Below are 16,947 nucleotides of genomic sequence, written 5' to 3' on the forward strand. Positions count from 1 at the left end.
TATGGGACGGGGCTCTTTAAGCTACCCCACCATCCACCCGTCCCCTCCTCAGTTGAGGTGAAATAGTTCCTGATTTCCGCCCAACCCCGGCACCCAGGAACTATTCCACCGCAACTTATGTGGAGGCGCTTGGGATACTATGGTGGCAACCTAGCGAAAGGATGTTTCATGGCACATGTCGATGACCAGCGTGTGACGCGCGTGCTCGATGCGCTCGAGGCTCAGCACCCCGGCGCGCAGCTGCTCGTAAACGAACCGTGGTCGATCTACTACCTGACCGGCTTTTATGCCGATATGTTCGAGCGTTTTTGCGGCGTGCTGCTCGCGCGCGATGCTGAGCCGGTGATTCTCGTCAACGCGCTGCATCAGCTGCCCGATTACGACAATGCCCGCGTGGCCTACCACACCGATACCGACGTCGTGGCCGACGCCATCGCGCGCGAGATCGATCCGGCCAAGCCACTCGGCATCGACACCGTCATGCGCTCGGGCTTTTTGATGCCCCTTCTGGAGCGCCATGCCGCGAGCGAGTTCTTCCTGGGCGACTTCGCCGTGACAGCTGCCCGCACGTACAAGGACGCTGCCGAGCAGGAGCTCATGCGCGTGTCCTCGGCCGCCAACGACGCCGTGATGGCCGACGCGATCAAGCTCGTCCACGGGGGCGTGACGGAGCGCGAGATTGCCGACCAGATGCTCGGCCTGTATCGCAAGCACGGCTGCGAGGGCTTTAGCTTCCCGCCCATCGTGAGCTTTGGTGCCAACGCCGGCGACCCGCATCACGAGCCAGACGACACCGTGCTCAAGCGCGGCGATGCAGTGCTGTTCGACATTGGCGGGCGCCATCGCAACTACTGTTCGGACATGACGCGCACGTTCTTTTGGGGCGAACCGGATAAGGAGACGGCACGCATCTACGACATCGTGCGTCGCGCCAACGAGGCTGCCGAGGCGCTCATCGCGCCGGGCGTGCGCATGTGCGATCTGGACCGCGCCGCACGCGACGTGATTGAGGACGCTGGCTACGGCAAGTTCTTTACGCACCGCCTGGGCCACTCAATCGGCCTGCAGGACCACGAGCCAGGCGATGTTTCGCTCGCCAACGAGCAGGTTATCGAGCCGGGTATGACGTTCTCCATCGAGCCGGGTATCTACCTCCCCGGCCGCACCGGCGTCCGCATCGAGGACCTGGCCCTAGTCACCGAGACGGGCGTCGAGATCCTCAACAACTACCCCCACGATCCAGTCCGCCTGGACTAGCCAATGTGACAAAGGGACTGCCCCTTTGTCACATCCCACTAACGCCGCGCCACAAAAACGGCCTATCTACTACATTTAACCCGCATGGGTCGACCATGCGGGTCTTTTTTGAAAATCGGCAAGCTCTCTACCTGCGGTTTTGATTTCACAATTTCCCGTGTGGTCGAGGGTAGTCGGCAAAACGTAGTAGATAAGCCCATTTCGTGGCAAGCGAGTCAACTCGGGGCACAGGGCAGCTAAAAAAGCCTCATCCCAAATTGACTGCTTTTGAGTTGCGGTGAGATACGGACTATTTAAGGCTTCTAGCCAAGAAAACAGTCCGTATTTCACCGCAACTGATGAGGGGATAGGTTAGCGCAGCAGGCCGGCTACTTCGCCGGCTAGGGTGATGGTGCCGGCTGCTACGAAGGGCTCGTTGGCTGCATCGAAGGCAGCGAGGGCCTCGGATACGCTGGGGTATACGCCTGCGAGCTTGTCGGCATCAACGAGGGCGGCAAGTTCCTCCGCCGGCAGGGCGCGATCGGAATCGGTCTGGGTCACGACCACGCGGGGGAACGCCGGAACCAAAACGTCAACGATACCCGCCACGTCCTTATCGGCCAGCGCGGCGCACAGCAGCGTGGGGCGATTCTCCACGCACGGATCGATCTCGTCCAGCGCGCTCACAAAGTTCTCGCAGCTCTGAGGGTTATGGCAGGCATCAATCAGCTTGAGCGGATCAATGCCCAGCACATCAAAGCGACCCGGCGTGGGACAGCCCATAAGCGACGCATCGAGCTTGTCGTGATCGAGCTCGCGGCCCAAATACCCCTCGCACAGCATAATCGCGCACGCGGCATTCTGCGGCTGATACGCCGGCTTAACCATGCTCGAGGTGTAAATCGCACGCGGCGTGGTGCAGCTGAACTCGACCGTATCGCCCACATGCGCCGGCACCTTGGTCGTGACATGATTCACCACGAGCGGCACAACGCCGCACTCGCGACAACGCGCATCCATCACGCGCTGAACACTCGCCTCGTGCGTACCCTCGCCCAAAACAACCAAGCGCCCAGGCTTAATAACCGCAGCCTTCTCCCCCGCAATGGCCTCGAGCGTGTCGCCAAGGACCTTCATATGGTCGAGTCCAATGCCCGTAATGGCAACGGCCACCGGATCGGTCGCGCTCGTAGCGTCCCACCGTCCGCCCATGCCAACCTCAAGCACGGCAACATCCACCGCAGCCTCGGCAAACATGGTCAGTCCAGCCACGGACAAAAGATCGAAGGGCGTAATCGCACGGAGCTCCTCGCCTGCCGCCTCACGACGCGCGTTGAGACGACGACCCGCCTCATACGCCGCGGAGACACCGTGGGCAAAAACCTCGTCCGAGACGACCTTTCCGTCAATCTCCATACGCTCGGGATAGCGCACGAGGTGCGGCGATGTAAAGAGTGCCGTCTTAAGGCCCTCACCACGCAAAATGGCAGCCGAGAACCGCGTCGTCGAGGTCTTTCCATTAGTTCCGGCGATCTGGACGCAATCATAAAACTCGTCAGGACGACCAAGCTCATCGAGCATCTCGACAACAGTCTCGAGCAACGGCGTAGAATAACGCGCAATCTTGCCCGTATCGGCCGCAAGCGCAACAGCCTCATCAAAAGAAAGCTCCGGAACCTCAAACGGCACCGAATATAACCCAGAACGCTTCGCCATAACCAAAGTCCCCTCAACATAAAAAGAGGCCCGTAATCAACAACGAGCCCCTCCCATTCAAAATATCAGCCAAACACCGCATTGCAGCGAGATCAAGGCCACAACCCAGTGGCCCTAACACGCCAGATGCTTACAACCACGTAAACGACCTGGGAGCGGTTTGGGGCTTTGCTCGATACAAGTTCCGCACGAGCCGAAGGCCACTTAATGTGGCCTTCGTGCGAGCAGGACTGTCCGCAGTAGCGAGCAATGCCCCAAACCGCGCCCCCAGTACCGCCTACGAGAAGTCAGCAACCTGAGCAGTCAGCGCCGCCAGGATCTCCTTGAGCTCAGCTGCACGGTCCCTCTTCTTCTGGACCACCGCGGGCGCGGCCTTAGCCACAAAGCCCTCGTTGGCGAGCGTCTTCTCGCAGCCGGCGAGCTCCTTCTGGGCCGCGGCGATCTCCTTCTCCAGACGTGCCTTCTCAGCGGAAAGATCCACCTTGCCCTCGAGCACCACAAAGACCTCGACGCCGCTGTCGACCACGGCGATGCTCGCGGCCGGCTTCTCAACGTCGGTGCCCATAACCAGCGAAGACGTGTTGGCCAGCGGCTCGATGGTCGAGCGCAGGCTCTCGAGCTTCTCGATGTCCTCGGCACCAGCGCGCACGACCACGTCGAGCTCGGCCTTGGGGCTCAAGCGATAGCGCGAACGCGTGGCGCGGGCGGCGGAAACGACGGTGCGGCACAGCTCAAACGCGCGCTCGGCGTCCTCGTCGACATACTTGGCGTAGTCGGCGGGCTCGGGCCACTTGGCGATCATGAGCGCCTCGGCGCGGTCAACGTTGCCCTCGGCGTCCAGATCGAGCACGCTCGCAGGCATGTTGTCCCAGATCTCCTCGGTAACAAACGGCATGAGCGGGTGCATCAGGCGAATGGAGGTGTCGAGCACAAAGATCAGGTTGCGCTGGGCCTGCAGACGGCCCTCGCCCTTCAGGCGGGCCTTGGTGACCTCGACGTACCAGTCGCAGACCTCGTTCCAGAAGAACTGCTGCACGCCGCGAGCCATGTCGCCAAAGGTGTAGTTCTCAATACCCTCGGTGACCATCTTGACGGCCTTGGCCAGGCGGCTGAACATCCAGGCGTCGGCCGGCGTCTCCACGACAGGCTCGCCGGGCGTGTAGCCCTCCATGTTCATGAGCAGGAAGCGGCTGGCGTTCCAGATCTTGGTCACAAAGCTCTTAGCCTGGTCGGTACGCGGGCTGTCGATGAGCTTCTTGGTCTTCTTGTCGATGTTCGCGTCGAACTTGACGTCCTGGTTGTTGGTGCACAGCGTGAGCAGGTTATAGCGCATGGCATCGGCGCCGTACATGCCGATGAGATCCATGGGGTCAACGCCGTTGCCCTTGGACTTGGACATGCGGCTGCCGTTCTTGGCCAGAATCGTCGGATAGATGACGACATCCTTAAACGGCACCTCGTCCAAGAAATACAGCGAGCTCATGACCATACGGGCGACCCACAGCGCGATGATGTCGCGCGCGGTGACCAGCGCCGTCGTGGGATGATGGCCCTCGAGCAGCTCCGGCTTTTGCGGCCAGCCCTGCGTGGCAAAGGTCCACAGCTGCGAGCTAAACCAGGTGTCCAGCACGTTCTCGTCCTGGTGCACGTGATGGCCGCCGCACTTGGGGCACACGTCGGTATCCTCGGTCAGGGCGTCCTCCCAGCCGCAGTCCTCGCAGTAGAACACGGGGATGCGGTGGCCCCACCACAGCTGGCGGCTGATGCACCAGTCCTTGAGGTTCTCCATCCAGGTGGTGTAGGTCTGCGTCCAGCGCGCGGGGTGGAAGGTGACCTTGCCGGAGTTGACGGCGTCGAGCGCCGGCCCCTTGAGCTTGTCGACGGCGACGAACCACTGCTCGGACAGCCACGGCTCCAGGGCGGCGTCGCAGCGGTAGCAGTGCATGACGGAGTGGTCGTGGTCCTCGACGTGATCGAGCAGGTCATGCTCCTCAAACCACTTGATGACGGCCTCGCGGCACTCCTCGCGGGTCATGCCGGTGAACTCGCCGTAGCCCTCGACGACCACCGCGTGCTCGTCGAAAATGTTGATCTGCGGCAAGTCGTGAGCCTGACCCATGGCGTAGTCATTGGGGTCGTGGGCCGGGGTGACCTTAACGAAGCCGGAACCAAAGTTGGCGTCGACGTGCCAATCCTCAAAAATGGGGATCTCGCGGTTGACGATCGGGAGCATGACGGTCTTACCCACAAAGGCAGCCTTCTCGGGGTCCTTCGGGGAGACGGCGACGCCCGTGTCGCCGAGCATGGTCTCGGGGCGCGTGGTGGCGACGACGATGTAGTCCTGGCCGCTGACCGGCTCGGTCAGCGGGTAGCGCAGGTGCCACAGGTGGCCCTTCTCGTCCTTGTACTCGGCTTCGTCGTCCGAGATAGCGGTGGTGCAGTTGGGGCACCAATTGACGATGCGCTTGCCGCGGTAAATCAGACCGTCGTGGTACCAGTCGCAGAAGACCTTGCGCACGGCCTGGGCATAGTCCTCGTCCATGGTGAAGCGCTCGTTGTCGAAGTCGACGGAGCAGCCCATGCGCTTGATCTGCTCGACGATGATACCGCCGTACTCGTGGGTCCAGTCCCAGCAGGCGTCGACAAACTTGTCACGACCGATCTCCAGGCGGCTAATGCCCTCGCTCTTGAGCTTCTTGTCGACCTTGGTCTGCGTGGCGATACCGGCGTGGTCGGTGCCCAGCACCCAGCGCGTGGACTTGCCGCGCATGCGGGCCATACGGATGATGGCGTCCTGGATGGAGTCATCGGTGGCGTGGCCCATGTGGAGCTTGCCGGTCACGTTGGGAGGCGGAATGGTGACGGTGCAGTCGCCCACGCCCTCGCGGCGCTTATAGTAGCCGCCGTCGAGCCACTTCTGCAGAATCGCCGGCTCGTTGGTCGACGGATCGTAGTTCTTGGGCATTTCTTCCATATATCTCTCCCTGTCCCGCCGGGGAGGAATGTAGGCCCGACAGGGCCTACATTCCTCCCCTTAGGTATCGATTACTTCAGTCTGAATGACTTCGCTGAGGCTTAAACAAACACACAGAATAACACAGGTAGTTGGGGTTATTGCGTTTATATAAAATAGCCTCCGACCGCGGGTGGTCGAAGGCTATTTGCAAACACGTTTTAGACAGGTCTAGCCGTAGATGCGCTGGGGCTGTTCTTCGCCCTTTACGGAGGCTTCGGTTACGACGACCTTGGAAACGCCCTCCTCGCTGGGGAGGTCGAACATCGTCTGCTGCAGCACATCCTCGCAGATGGACCGCAGGCCGCGGGCGCCGGTCTTGCGGGCAAGGGCCATACGGGCGATCTCGTGCAGGGCGGCGTCCTCAAACTCAAGCTCAACGTCCTCGAGCTGGAACATCTTGCGGTACTGGCGCACCACGGCGTTCTTGGGCTCGGTCAGGATCGACACCAGGTCGTCCTCATCGAGCGCCTGCGTCTGGGTGACGACGGGCGTACGTCCCACGAACTCGGGGATCATGCCAAAAGCGTTGAGGTCCTGCGGGAGCACCTGGCGCAGCAGGTCGTTCTCGTCGACCGAGGTGGGACCGGCGATCTCGGAGTTAAAGCCCACGCCCTTGTTGCCCACGCGATCGGCAATGATCTTATCCAAACCCACAAAGGCACCGCCGCAGATGAACAGGATGTTGGTCGTATCGATCTGCAGCAGCTCCTGCTGGGGATGCTTGCGGCCGCCGGTGGGCGGAACGCTGGCCACCGTGCCCTCAAGAATCTTAAGCAGTGCCTGCTGAACGCCCTCGCCCGAAACATCGCGGGTGATGGAGAGGTTCTCGGCCTTGCGGGCGATCTTGTCAATCTCGTCCACGTAGATGATGCCCACCTGCGCGCGCTCAATGTCGCCATCGGCAGCGTTGATGAGTTTGAGCAGGATGTTCTCCACGTCCTCGCCAACGTAGCCAGCCTCGGTGAGCGCGGTGGCGTCGGCGATGGCAAACGGCACCTCGAGGATGCGCGCGAGCGTCTGGGCCAGCAGCGTCTTACCGGTACCGGTGGGGCCAAGCAGCAAAATGTTGGATTTGGCGAGCTCCACCTCATCCATATCGTTGTCAAACTGGGCGCCCATGCCCGAGGCCTCGTCAAGGGCGGACACCGCAGCGCCCCCCTCGATCACGCGGCGATAGTGGTTGTACACGGCAACCGACATGGCGCGCTTGGCGTCCTCCTGGCCCATGACATAGGCCGAAAGCTCGTCATAGATCTCGTGCGGCGTCGGCACGTGCGTGATGACCTGACGGTCGTCCTCGAGCTCAAAGCCCTCGGCCTCGGGGTCAACGGCGGGCTGGGACGCAGCCTGGCCGTGGTCGTTGAGGAAACCCGGGAGATTGCCGTTGCGGGCGGCGTCCATAAAGTCCGAAGCCAGCGACTCTTCAAGGATCTCGGAGCAGGCGGCGACGCACTCGTCGCAGATAAAGATGTTGGTCGGACCCTTTACAAGACGACGGACCTGGCCCTGCTCTTTTCCGCAGAAGGAGCAGCGGATGGGGTTGCCGTTCTCGTCAAAGTTGTCCTGCATGTTACCTGCCATCCTAGGCGTCCTTCGCGGCGAGATCGCGCGAGGTGACGATACGGTCAATCAGGCCGTAGTCGAGGGCCTCGGCAGCGGTCAGGTAATTGTCGCGCTCGGTATCGGCCTGAACCTTCTCGATCGGCTGGCCCGAGGCGTCGGACAGGATTTGGTTGAGCTCGCGGCGGGTCTTCTTAATCTCCTCGGCCACGATCTCGATTTCGGTCTGCTGGCCCTGGGCACCGCCACTGGGCTGGTGAATCATGACCTTGGAGTGCGGCAGGCAGAAGCGCTTGCCCTTGGCGCCGGCCGAAAGCAGCACGGCGGCCATAGAAGCAGCCATACCGACGCAAATGGTGGAGACCTGCGGCTTAATGAAGTTCATGGTGTCCAGAATCGCCAGGCCGGAGTAGACCTCGCCACCGGGCGAATTGATGTAGAGCGAGATATCCTTCTCGGCATCCTGGCTCTCAAGATGCAGCAGCTGGGCAACGACCAGGTTGGCGCTGACGGAGTTGATCTCCTCGCCCAAGAAGATGATGCGGTCGTTGAGCAGGCGCGAATAGATATCGTAGCTGCGCTCGCCGCGCGGCGTCTGCTCGATAACGTATGGCACGAGGGCGGAATCGAACTTAGCGATCATACGCATCTCCATTTCTCTTACGGACCAATAGTGGTTCTAGACAAACGTACGGTGCCCGCATGCTATGCATTGGCTGGCACCGTACGAAGCAACCGGATAACCGGCTTATAACTTTACCCCATCACGGGCGCATCCATGCGCTCGCGGAAAAGGTGGCGAGAATTACTCGGCGTCCTTGGCGGTCTCGTCGACCTCGGTCACCTTGGCGTTCTCGACCAGGTGGTCGACGGCCTTGGAGCGACGGATGGACTCACGGACGGCAGGCATGCGGCCATCAGCGATGAACTCGGCCTTGGAAGCCTCGACGTCCTTGACGCCGGCCTTCTCGAACTCGGCGTTGATGTCGTCCTCGGTGACCTCGATCTTGAGCTCACGCGCGAGGGCGTCGAGAGCCAGGGACTCACGGGCAACGTCGTTGGCCTGCTTGTGCAGGTCGCCGATGAACTGCTCCATGGTCAGGCCGGAAGCGGGCAGCCAGGTGTCCAGCGTCATGCCGCGGGCAGCGAGGTTGGACAGGAAGTTCTGGCCGAGCTCCTCAAAGACGGACTGCTCGTAGTCGGCGTCCATCTCGTCGAGCTGCAAACGCTCGGCGAGAGCGGAGACGCAACGGTTCTCCTTCTCGGCCGGGAGGCGGGAAGCCTTGTCCTGCTCGATCTCGATCTTGATGGCGTCGCGCATGGCCTCGATGCTGTCGAAGCCAAAGTCGGACTTGACGAGCTCGTCGGTGAGCTCGGGGGTGTTGCGGACCTTGATGCCCTTGACGGTGACCTCGACGGTGTGGGTCTCGGCCTCCTCGCCCTCCTCGACCTCGTCGGTCCAGGTGACGGTCTTGACGTCGTCGACGTTAGCGCCGATCAGGGCCTCGTTGAACTCCTTGGGGTTGCTGTCGCTACCGGCGATGAGCATACGGCCCTCGGCGGCGAAGTTGTCGGCGTTCTCGACGGCCTTGAGGTCGACGGTAACGTAGTCGTCAGCCTCGACGGCGCGACCCTCGACGTCCTCGAAGGTGGCACGGTAGTTGAGGAGCATCTCGACCTGGTTGTTGATCTCGGACTCGGTGACCTCCGCGGGGGGCATCTCGATCTCGACGGCGTCGAAGGAGGAGAGCTCAGCGGCGGGACGCAGGGAGAACTCGACGGTGTAGGTGTAGTCCTCGTGATCCTTGGCGAGGTCGAGGTCCTTGTAGTCACCGTTCTTGGTGGGGACGATGTCCAGCTCGTTGAGGACGGCGGGCTCGTTGGCGGCGATCAGGTCGTTGGTGGCCTGAGCGAGGGTAGCCTCGGCGCCAAGGGCGGAGTCGATGACCGGACGGGGAGCCTTGCCGGCGCGGAAGCCCGGGAAGCGGTACTTCTTGGCGGTGTCCTTGTAGGCCTTCTTGATCGCGGCGTCGACGTCGGCGGCCGGGATGGTGACCGTAGCGGTGAGCTTGGCGTCCTTGACGTCAGAAGCGGTGATGTTCAACACGTTCCTCCTCATACTGCCCAGCTTATCTGAGGTGCTGGTACCTTTATGCAACAAAGTGTCGCGACGGCCAAGGCCGACGCAAGTGCGATGGTGCGGGCGAAAGGACTCGAACCTTCACGGGAATCCCACCAGAACCTAAATCTGGCGCGTCTACCAATTCCGCCACGCCCGCATGAGCGCACAGACTAGGAATGATAACAGATACGAACGGCAAGCGCACGCACACCTTTTACAGGCTCACGACCTCACCACGAGTGCCCATCGGAGGGAAGGGTAGCTAATTTGGGACGGGGCTATTTTAGCTACCCCGGCTGATAGCGCGAATGGTTGGCCAATTAACGGCTGGGGTAGCTAAAATGGCCCCGTCCCAAATTAGCTACCCCCAGCTCGTCTACTCCCCCAGCAGGGCCTTCTCGGGCGTGATCGGCAGCGAGCGGACCTGGTGGCCGGTGGCGTGTGCGACGGCCGAGGCAACTGCGGCGAGCGGCGTGTTGATGACGACCTCGCCGATCGACTTGGCGCCAAACGGGCCCGTCGGCTCGTAGCTCGGCTCAAAGGCCACGCGAATGCTGCCGATATCCAGGCGCGTGGGCAGCTTGTAGCTCATAAAGTTGCCGGTGCGCAGGCGGCCGCGGTCGTCATGCTCAACGATCTCGTAGAGCGCATGGCCAATACCCTGGGCAATGCCGCCCTCGGCCTGGACGCGCGCGAGCGCCTCGTTGATCACGGTGCCGCAGTCCACGGCCGCCGCATAATCCACCACGGTCACCTTGCCGGTGGCCTTGTCGACCTCGACCTCGGCAATACCGGCCATAAACGGCGGAGGCGAAACGGGCAGGCAGGCAGAGGCGTGCGAGGTGAGCGCGTCGCCGCCCTCGATATTCTTGACGCACAAGTTGGCAAAGTCGCGCAGCGTGAGGTAGCGACCGCGCTCGCGGGCGGCACGCTCGTCGGACAGGCGCACGTACTGGCCATCGAAGACCACATCGGCGGCGTCCACGTCCCACATCTGGGCGGCCTTGGCGCAGATCTTCTCGCGCAGCTCGGTCGCGGCGTTCTTGGCGGCCAGGCCCGTCACGTAGGTACCGGAGCTTGCGTACGAACCGGCGTCGAACGGTGACACATCGGTGTCCACACCGCGCACCACGATAAGCGAGCTCTCCACGCCCAGCTCCTCGGCGGCAATCTGCGCCAGGATCGTATCGACGCCCATGCCGTTGTCGGTGGCGCCGGTCGAAATCGTAATGAAGCCGTCCTCTTCCAGGCGCATGTCGATGCCGGCGATATCCACGTTGGAGATGCCCGAGCCCTGCATGGTGAGCGCGCAGCCCAGAGCACGCACGCGATCGCCCAGGTCGACGGCCAGCGGCTTGTCGCGCCAACCGATCATGTCCATCGCGCGCAGCAGGCAGCGGTCGAGCGCGCAGGCGTTGAGCTTCTCGTTGTAGTACTGCGGCATGATCTCGCCCTCGCGCACGATGTTCTTAAGGCGCAGGTCGGCGGGGTCCATGTGCAGCATATCGGCGAGCTCATTGACGGCGCTCTCCACGGCAAACTGGCCCTGGGTGGCACCGTAGCCGCGATACGCGCCGCCGCGGTTGGTGTTGGTGTAGACGGCGTCCCACCTAAAGCGGCTCGCCTTCACATGGTTGTAGATCGGCAGGCTCTTGTGGCCCGAAAGGCCGATCGTCGTGGTGGCGTGCTCGCCGTACGCTCCGGCGTTGGACAGCGTATGCAGGTCGATGGCCGTGATGGTGCCATCGTTCATGGCACCCATCTTGACGGTCATCTGCATCTGGTGGCGCGAGTTACCCGCGGTGATGGTCTCCTCGCGGGTGTAGCAGCAGTAGCTCGGACGGCCGGTCTGCTGGGTGACGAACGCCACGAAGATCTCGCAGCAGCCCGTCTGCTTGGAGCCAAAGCCGCCGCCGATGCGCGGCTTGATGACCTGCACCTGCGACTGAGGGATGTCGAGCGACTGCGCGATCATGCGACGCACGTGGAAGGGTACCTGCGTGGAGGTGGTCACCGAGATGCGGCCGAACGCGTCGGTCGTCGCGAAGGCGCGGAAGGTCTCCATGGGCGCGGTCTGCGTGGCCTGGCTGGTGTAGGTGCGCTCAAAGACGATGTCGCTCTGGGCGAAGGCCTCGTCCAGGTCGCCATAATCGCTGGTACCGCTGCACACTAGGTTGCGCGGGACGTCGCCGCCCTGCGGGAACATAAAGGTCACGTCGCCCTCGGGGTGGACCACGATGTCGTTATCGAGCGCCTGCGTAAAGTCGAGCAACGGCTCGAGCACCTCATAGTCGACCTTGATGAGCTTGAGCGCCTTGTCGGCGGCCTCCTCGGTCTCGGCGGCGACGATCGCCACCTCCTCGTTTTGGTAGCGCACGAGGTTCTCGAGGATCAAGCGGTCATACGGCGAGGGCTGCGGATAGCTCTGCCCGGCGATGGTAAAGCGGCGCTGGGGCACGTCCTCGTAGGTGTAGACGCCCACGACACCGGGCACCTTCAGGGCGCGCGACGTGTCGATGGAGCGAATCTTGGCGCGGGCGTAGGGGCTGCGCTTGAGCTTGACGATGAGGGCACCGGCGGGCACCAGGTCGCCCGTGTAGACCGGACGGCCCTCGAGCAGGGCCTTCGAGTCCTTCTTGGGCTGCTTGTGAGTGATCTGCTTATACGAGACGCCATCGCAGCTGGTGTTATTGACCGGCAGCTCGGGCATCTCAAAGCCCACCTGCACGCCAGACTCGTTGAGGAAGCGAACGATGGCGCGCAGCTGGCTCTCGTAGCCGCTGCAACGGCAGAGGTTACCGGCGAGCTGGCGCGAGAGCTCCTCGCGCGTGGCGACGAGGCTCGGATCCTCCTTGGCAGCGCGGGCGAGCGCCAGCACGTTCATGATGAGGCCGGGGGCGCAAAAACCGCACTGCTCGGCACCTTCGGCTGCCATCGCACGGGCGAGCGCCTCTGACTCGGCCTTGAGACCCTCGAGCGTGGTGATGGTATGGCCCTCGACGCGCGCGGCGGGAACCGAGCAGCTCAGCACCGGGTCGCCGTCGAGCCATACCGTGCACAGGCCGCAGTTGGTGGTCTCGCAGGCGCAGCGCACCGACGCGCAACCCTGCTCGCGCAGCAGCGCAAACAGCATGGTGTCGGGGGCAATCTGAACCTTGACCTTGCGGCCGTTGAGCGTAAAGGAAAGATCGATGAGTTTGGCAGCCATTAGCGCACCTCGCTAGAATCGACGCCGGGCACGCGGCGGCAGGAATACTCGTCCGTGGCGAACTTGGGGATCTGCACGGTCTCGAGCTCGTGGGCAAGCGCGGCCGAAAGCTCAATGCCGGCGGCACGGCGCACGGCCTGCACGGCAAGCGGGGCCGAGATGCGACGACGGTAGTCGGCCGAGCCCCACAGGTTGGTGCCGTAACTCAGCGCGCGCACGGACGCGGCGAGGGCGCGAAGCTCGTCCTCGGAAGGTTGCTCGCTGGTGAGGCCGCACGCCTCGCCCTGCAGCAAGGTCGCACGCAGCGGGCGGGCACCCACGGTAACGTGCCAGGAGTTATCCCACCAAGCGGCGGTGACGTTGAGCGAAGGGAAGTCGGTCGCAGCCTTGCGCACGGCCTCGTAGCTCGCGCGGTAGTCGTGCTTGACGACCACAACATGCTCGATCACGTCGCGCACGTAGCCCATGTCGACGAACTCGACGAGTGGCACGCGACCGGCGCCCGTCAGCTCAACATAGGAATCGAGCGCCAAGAAGGCCGAAAGCACGTCCGAGAAGCCAAAGCGGCCGTAGATGCTCCCGCCCACCGTGGCGGTGTTGCGCAGCTGGACGCCCACGATATCGTGAACGGCAAACTCGAAGACATTGTTGACAAGCGCGTTGAGCCCGGCATGACGCTCGAGCTGGCGCAGGGTACACATGGCACCGATGCGAAACTCGGTCTCGGTCTCCTCGATCTGATCGAGTCCGCAGGCCGAAAGGTCAATCGCCGTCGCTACACGACGCGAACCCAGGCGCATCCAGATGCCGCCGCCCACAATCTTGTTGTTGCGGTTTTTCTGCAAGAGCTCATAGGCTTCGGCCGCGTTTCCAACACGGACGTAGGTACCGAACTTGAGCACGTTCTCCCCCATCTCTTCACTTGTCCAGTACGTTTAAGTGTACCAAACGAGGGGCACGCGCCGTTGCAGGACAAAAACGCCACGTGGAAAAGAGAAAGGCTCCCAGCCGAGATGACTGGGAGCCTTTTGTGACGCTATGAAGCAGAAGGCTTAGCACACGCCCTGAGCGAGCATGGCGTCGGCGACCTTCAGGAAGCCGGCGATGTTGGCGCCCATGACGAAGTTGTCCTCCTCGCCGTACTCCTTGGCGGTGTCGTCCACGTTGTGGAACATGCCGCGCATGAGCTGCTCGAGCTTGCCGTCGACCTCCTCGAAGGTCCAGGACAAGTGCTCGGCGTTCTGGCTCATCTCCAGGCCGGACACGAGCACGCCGCCGGCGTTGGCAGCCTTGCCGGGCATAAAGGCGACGCCGTTCTCCTGGAAGTAGGTCGTGGCCTCGATGGTCGTGGGCATGTTCGCGCCCTCGCCGACCACCTTGCAGCCGTTGGCGACAAGCGCCTGGGCGTCCTCAAGCAGCAGCGTGTTCTCGCGAGCGCAGGGCAGCGCGATGTCGCAGGGAAGCTGCCACACGCCGCGGCCGTCGCCCTCGTGCCAAGTAGCGTTGGGCTTCTCGTCGACGTACATGGCGAGCGTAACGCCCTTGTCGTGGCCGGAGCGCTTCTTGTTGTAGACATGCTCGAGCACGGTGTAGTCGATGCCGTCGGGATCCTCGACCCAGCCGTGGGTGTCGGAGCAGGCGAGCACCTTGCCGCCGAGCTGGGCGACCTTCTGGACGGCGTAGATGGCGACGTTACCGGAGCCGTGAACGACGACGTTCTTGCCCTCGAAGGAGTCGCCGCGGCTCTTGAGGTACTCGTCCACAAAGTAGACCAGGCCGTAGCCGGTGGCCTCGGTACGGGCGAGCGAACCGCCAAAGGAGAGACCCTTGCCGGTGAGGACGCCGGTCCACTCGTTGGTCAGGCGCTTGTACTGACCGAACATGTAGGCAACCTCGCGGCCGCCAACGCCCAGGTCGCCGGCGGGAACGTCGGTGTTGGGGCCGATGTGGCGGTAAAGCTCGGTCATGAAGGACTGGCAGAAGTGCATGATCTCGTTGTTAGACTTGCCCTTGGGATCAAAGTCGGAGCCGCCCTTGCCGCCGCCCATGGGAAGGGTGGTCAGGCTGTTCTTGAGGATCTGCTCCAGACCCAGGAACTTGAGCATGCCCAGGGTGACCGTCGGGTTAAAGCGCAGGCCGCCCTTGTAGGGTCCGATGGCAGAGTTGAACTCGACGCGGTAGCCGCGGTTGACCTGGACCTTGCCCTGATCGTCGACCCAGGGAACACGGAACATAACGATGCGCTCGGGCTCGACGAGGCGCTCAAGCAGGGCGGCCTCCTCGTACTCGGGATGGGCGTCGAGCGCCGGCTGGATGGTGCCGAGGATCTCGGTCGCGGCCTGGATGAACTCAGGCTGCTCGGGATAGCGGGCCTTGAGCTCGTCGAGAACTTTCTGCGTGTAGCTCATGCTTCCTCCAATTGATGGAAAAGAAAGGTGTCGTTCGCGGCGCCCCATGCGCCGTGAGCTTTATCGAGTATGGATAATATCGCACTGTTGCAACAAAGTTACGCATAAGCCGACGAGCAGATGTTTCGTTTTGATTACGATGCAGGTAGAAGCGTTTTTGAGAGTCTGACGTGCAAAACCCGTGTTTCAAACCTGTTTCGTCCACGTGATCCAAACCACCACAAAGGGGACAGGCACCTTTGTGGTGGTGTTGGTGGTTACAGGACGAGCTGATGGTAGTCTGCGGGGGTTATGCGGCCTTCGGTGGCAGCGCGGAAGGCGGCGAGGGCATCGCCGGAGAACGGCATGGCCCAGCACAGCCCGCAGCCGGCGGTGATGGAGCCGGGCAGCGGCATGATGCGCCCAGGCACATCGGCATCCAGGCACAGCTGCTCGCATTCCATCACATCGAAGGTGCTGTCGAACGACACGATAATCTTGCGTTCGTGGTCGAGGGCATCACCGGACGGGCCTTCGCGGTGTGCCTCACGATACGCCGCGGCGGCCGCTTCCTCTTCCGCAGTATGTCCACAGCCACCGCAGCCGCAAGTACAAGGCTCGGACCCATCGCAAGTGCAGGGTTCCCCGGTATCGGGGCAAATATCGTGAGGCATGGCATCTCCCATCGTCTAGGCGAGCAGCTCGGCTGCAGCAAACTCCTCGGGTGTATTGACGTTTTCGAAGCAGAGCGTGGAGCCGGCAACCTCGACAATCTGGGGCTCATCCAGATAGCCGGCATGGACCTGGTCGATCAAACAGCGGATGCGTTGGCGGTCCTGGTCGAGCAACTCACGGGCAACCGGCGCGCAAGTCTGACGGCGCCACACGGCGCACAGCGGCTCAATCCCCCGCTCCTCGCGCGGGACGCACACATCGAGCGGGCCTTCCTTGACCTGATCCGAAAGCGCGCCGATCAGTTCTGGTGAGACGAACGGCATATCGCAGGCAACGATCGCCACGAGCGGCAGCCGAGCCGCAGCCAACGAGCTCGCGATGCCGCGCATGGCGCCCGCCGACCCTTCAAGGTCCGCTACCACGCGCGGCACAAGACCGCCAAATGCGAGCTCCTCAAGATAGGCAAGCTCGCTGGGACGCGAGGTCGTCACGACCAATTCGCCGGCAACTGGCGCCAGCCGACCCAGCACGCGTTCGATGAGCGGCTCGCCGCAAAACAACATCCGCGCCTTATCGCAACCCATGCGCGACGACAGCCCGCCCGCCTGGACGATGCAAGAAAGATCGGCTCGTCTTACGGTAGTCATACGGCAAATCACTCCCATCGGCATGCTCGAAACCCGGTGCACGAAGCTAAATACCGCCGCCGAAATAGCGGCGCTACGAGAAGCTCGTGCAAAAACAAAACAGCGCCTTTGCGGCACGCAGCAAGACCGCGAGCACAAAAGCGCTGGTAGCGTGTGGCGGGAACGTATGTGAATCGAACACATCCAAGACGTTTTGCACGCCTCGCAACGGTTTTGAGGACCGCGGAGCCCACCGGAGCCCATCCGTTCCCAAGTGCGCCGGTATTTTACCAAACCGACAGGCCCCATCCCAAAAAGACAAGCAAGAAGTTGCGGTGGAATAGTTCCTGGTTTGGCGTTAGATGCCGAAAACAGGAACTATTTCACCGCAACTGAGGAGG

General features: G+C 62.5%; 11 protein-coding genes and 2 tRNA genes. 1 reads left to right on the forward strand and 12 read right to left on the reverse strand.

Annotated features, from left to right (window positions below):
* Positions 1 to 168 precede the first annotated feature (168 nt).
* Positions 169 to 1,257, forward strand: coding sequence for a M24 family metallopeptidase (locus I2G43_RS05700; RefSeq protein WP_195535421.1), 1,089 nt, complete (start codon positions 169 to 171; stop codon positions 1,255 to 1,257).
* Positions 1,258 to 1,608: 351 nt separating this feature from the next.
* Here I2G43_RS05700 and I2G43_RS05705 read toward each other — a convergent pair whose 3' ends face one another.
* From I2G43_RS05705 to I2G43_RS05760, 12 genes are all read right to left on the reverse strand, one after another.
* Positions 1,609 to 2,952: a bifunctional folylpolyglutamate synthase/dihydrofolate synthase gene (locus I2G43_RS05705; RefSeq protein WP_195535422.1), complete on the reverse strand. Its 1,344-nt coding sequence runs from the start codon at positions 2,950 to 2,952 to the stop codon at positions 1,609 to 1,611.
* Between the two features lie 277 nt (positions 2,953 to 3,229).
* Positions 3,230 to 5,926 (reverse strand): valine--tRNA ligase, encoded by a 2,697-nt coding sequence (locus I2G43_RS05710; protein ID WP_195535423.1) that lies wholly within the window; start codon positions 5,924 to 5,926, stop codon positions 3,230 to 3,232.
* 210 nt (positions 5,927 to 6,136) lie between these two features.
* Entirely contained in the window at positions 6,137 to 7,549 is a 1,413-nt protein-coding gene (gene clpX, locus I2G43_RS05715; RefSeq protein WP_195535424.1) for an ATP-dependent Clp protease ATP-binding subunit ClpX, read from the reverse strand.
* A gap of 1 nt (position 7,550) precedes the next feature.
* A complete protein-coding gene (locus I2G43_RS05720; RefSeq protein WP_022095182.1) occupies positions 7,551 to 8,171 on the reverse strand; it encodes an ATP-dependent Clp protease proteolytic subunit in 621 nt (206 codons plus the stop codon).
* A 162-nt stretch (positions 8,172 to 8,333) separates the two neighbouring features.
* Positions 8,334 to 9,635, reverse strand: coding sequence for a trigger factor (gene tig / locus I2G43_RS05725; protein WP_324249504.1), 1,302 nt, complete (start codon positions 9,633 to 9,635; stop codon positions 8,334 to 8,336).
* A gap of 88 nt (positions 9,636 to 9,723) precedes the next feature.
* Positions 9,724 to 9,807 (reverse strand) — tRNA-Leu (locus I2G43_RS05730).
* Between the two features lie 219 nt (positions 9,808 to 10,026).
* Complete coding sequence (locus I2G43_RS05735; RefSeq protein WP_195535425.1) at positions 10,027 to 12,858, reverse strand: molybdopterin-dependent oxidoreductase; 2,832 nt, start codon at positions 12,856 to 12,858, stop codon at positions 10,027 to 10,029.
* Positions 12,858 to 13,760, reverse strand: a complete 903-nt coding sequence (locus I2G43_RS05740; protein ID WP_324249505.1) for an FAD binding domain-containing protein — start codon at positions 13,758 to 13,760, stop codon at positions 12,858 to 12,860. The genes I2G43_RS05735 and I2G43_RS05740 overlap by 1 nt, the downstream gene beginning before the upstream one ends.
* A gap of 150 nt (positions 13,761 to 13,910) precedes the next feature.
* On the reverse strand, positions 13,911 to 15,266 hold the full coding sequence (gdhA, locus tag I2G43_RS05745) for an NADP-specific glutamate dehydrogenase (RefSeq protein WP_195535427.1): 1,356 nt from the start codon (positions 15,264 to 15,266) through the stop codon (positions 13,911 to 13,913).
* A 257-nt stretch (positions 15,267 to 15,523) separates the two neighbouring features.
* Positions 15,524 to 15,919 (reverse strand): DUF3343 domain-containing protein, encoded by a 396-nt coding sequence (locus I2G43_RS05750; RefSeq protein WP_195535428.1) that lies wholly within the window; start codon positions 15,917 to 15,919, stop codon positions 15,524 to 15,526.
* 15 nt (positions 15,920 to 15,934) lie between these two features.
* A complete protein-coding gene (mobA, locus tag I2G43_RS05755; protein WP_195535429.1) occupies positions 15,935 to 16,567 on the reverse strand; it encodes a molybdenum cofactor guanylyltransferase in 633 nt (210 codons plus the stop codon).
* 154 nt (positions 16,568 to 16,721) lie between these two features.
* Positions 16,722 to 16,818: transfer RNA gene (locus tag I2G43_RS05760), tRNA-Sec, on the reverse strand.
* Positions 16,819 to 16,947 lie beyond the last annotated feature (129 nt).

Source organism: Collinsella aerofaciens, assembly GCF_015557435.1.
Taxonomy (GTDB): Bacteria; Actinomycetota; Coriobacteriia; order Coriobacteriales; family Coriobacteriaceae; genus Collinsella; species Collinsella aerofaciens_Z.